1 protein-coding gene and 1 pseudogene are annotated in these 2125 nt (G+C 71.0%); one reads left to right on the top strand and one right to left on the bottom strand.

Annotated elements, in window-relative coordinates; translation table 11 throughout:
• Window positions 1–17: 17 nt before the first annotated feature.
• Window positions 18–943 (bottom strand): annotated as a pseudogene (locus VR44_RS15745) (cyclase family protein).
• A gap of 100 nt (window positions 944–1043) precedes the next feature.
• Here VR44_RS15745 and VR44_RS15740 point away from each other — a divergent pair.
• Window positions 1044–1955 (top strand): SDR family oxidoreductase, encoded by a 912-nt coding sequence (locus tag VR44_RS15740; protein ID WP_045948118.1) that lies wholly within the window; start codon window positions 1044–1046, stop codon window positions 1953–1955.
• Window positions 1956–2125 lie beyond the last annotated feature (170 nt).

The following is a 2125-nucleotide window of genomic DNA, read 5'->3' as shown; positions in this document are numbered from 1 at the left end:
GTCTGGTTCAGCCTGGTTCAGAGGATGGCAACCGGGGAGACCGGGGTGCCCGTGCCGCCGACGAAGGGTTCCGGCATGGCGGACAGGAGGAACGAGTAGCGGGACTCTTCCGCACAGGCTGTGGACAAGGCTTCGAGGTTCCAGTTCTGGCCCTGGTGCATGCCCATCTCGACGAGGTCGAGGGCGTGTACCGGGAGCCAGAGGTTGTCGATCTCCGGCGGGAAGATCTCGAAGGTCAGGGTGTCGTTCGCGACCGCCGCCACGTCGCGGGCGTGGAACCACTCCGGGGTGTGGACCGACAGCCCGGGGACGGGAAGCCGTAGCCGTGCTTGTCGCCCGCGAGGTAGACCTGGATCTGGCCGGTCCGGACCAGGACGACGTCACCCGCGCGGACCGTGACCCCGGCGAACTCCTCCGCCTCCGCCAGGTCCCCCGGGGTGACGGCGTGGTCGCCCGGGAGCCGGTCCAGGCCCTTGGCGCGGGCCACGTCCAGCAGGACCCCGCGCGAGACGATCGGGGTGGCCTTGTCGATGCCGCTGAACTGGGCGCGGGTGTGCGCGGTGATCGTGTGTGCCGGGCGGCCGTTGTAGATGCGGCCCGAGTGCGAGACGTGGGTGAGGGCGTCCCAGTGGGTGGCCGCCTGGAGGCCCATCGTCACCGCGTCGTCGCTGCAGGCCACCGTGCCCGGGCCGAACAGCTCCTGATTGATCTGGACCATGGTGTGGAGCGGGTTGATCCGGCCCGGGATCATGCCGGCCTGCACCCCGTCCTCCTTGAGGGGCAGCGCCAGGGGGATGCGGCGGCCCGTGCGGATCTCGGCGGCGGCAGCCCGGACGACCTCCTCGGTGATCAGGTTGAGGGTGCCGATCTCGTCGTCGGCGCCCCAGCGTCCCCAGTTGTTGACGCGCTTGGCGATCTCGTGGAACTCGGGGGGCAGGGTCATGGCCGCCATCCACTCCTTGAACGAACAGGGGCTTGTGGGAAGGGATCTGACTGGTCATAGAATCTAACGGACCGTCAGAAAAAGCGGGAAGGGGCCGGACGTGGGGAACTTCTTGGCAGGCAAGGCCGTCGCCGTCACCGGCGCGGGCCGGGGCATCGGCCGGGCCGTGGCACTCGCCGCCGCCGCCGAGGGCGCCAAGGTCGTCGTCAACGACTACGGCGTCGGGATCGAGGGGAACGCGCCCACCAGCGAGGTGGCGGAGGACGTCGTCAAGGAGATCCTCGCGGCCGGCGGGGAAGCCGTCGCCGTCGCCGACGACATCTCCACCATGGCCGGCGGCCAGCGCATCGTCGACACCGCCCTCGCCCAGTACGGGCGCCTCGACGGGGTGGTGTGCGTCGCGGGCATCCTGCGCGAGCGGATGCTCTTCAACATGTCCGAGGAGGAGTGGGACCCCGTCGTCGCCACGCATCTGAAGGGCACCTTCACCGTCTTCCGGGCCGCCTCCGCCGTCATGCGGCGGCAGGGGTACGGGACCCTCATCGGGTTCACCAGCGGCAACCACGCCGGGTCCGTCGCCCAGGCCAACTACAGCGCCGCCAAGGGCGGGATCATCTCCCTCGTCCGCAGCGCCGCCCTCGGGCTGAACAAGTACGGGGTCACCGCGAACGCCGTCGCGCCCGTCGCCCGCACCCGGATGTCCGCCAACGTGCCCATGGAGCTCAAGGAGATCGGCGAGCCCGAGGACGTCGCCGCCCTCGTGACCTACCTGCTCAGCGACCGCGCCAGGGCCGAGGGCATCACCGGGCAGGTCTACACGATCGCCGGACCGAAGATCGCCGTCTGGGCCCAGCCCCGCGAACTGCGCGCCGGATACGCCGAAGGGTCCTGGACCCCCGAGAAGATCGCCGACTTCCTCCCCGGCACGGTCGGCACCGACCCGATGCCGATGCTCGCCCAGCTCGAAGCCATGGCCAAGGCGGCCGCCGCCAAGGAACGTCCGAACGCGTAGAAGGGGAGGGCGGGGCGTGGACTTCAGTTTCGGGGCCGAAGCCGAGGAGCTGCGCGGCCGGGCCGCCGCCTGGCTCGCCGAGCACCTCGTCGGCCCGTACGAGGAGGCCATCGGCCTCGGCGGGCCCGGCAGCGAGCACGAGGGCGTCGCGGCCCGGCGCGACTGGGAAC

The organism is Streptomyces katrae (assembly GCF_000966975.1).
Lineage (GTDB): Bacteria > Actinomycetota > Actinomycetes > Streptomycetales > Streptomycetaceae > Streptomyces > Streptomyces katrae.
This window is presented reverse-complemented; position numbering and strand designations above follow the sequence as displayed.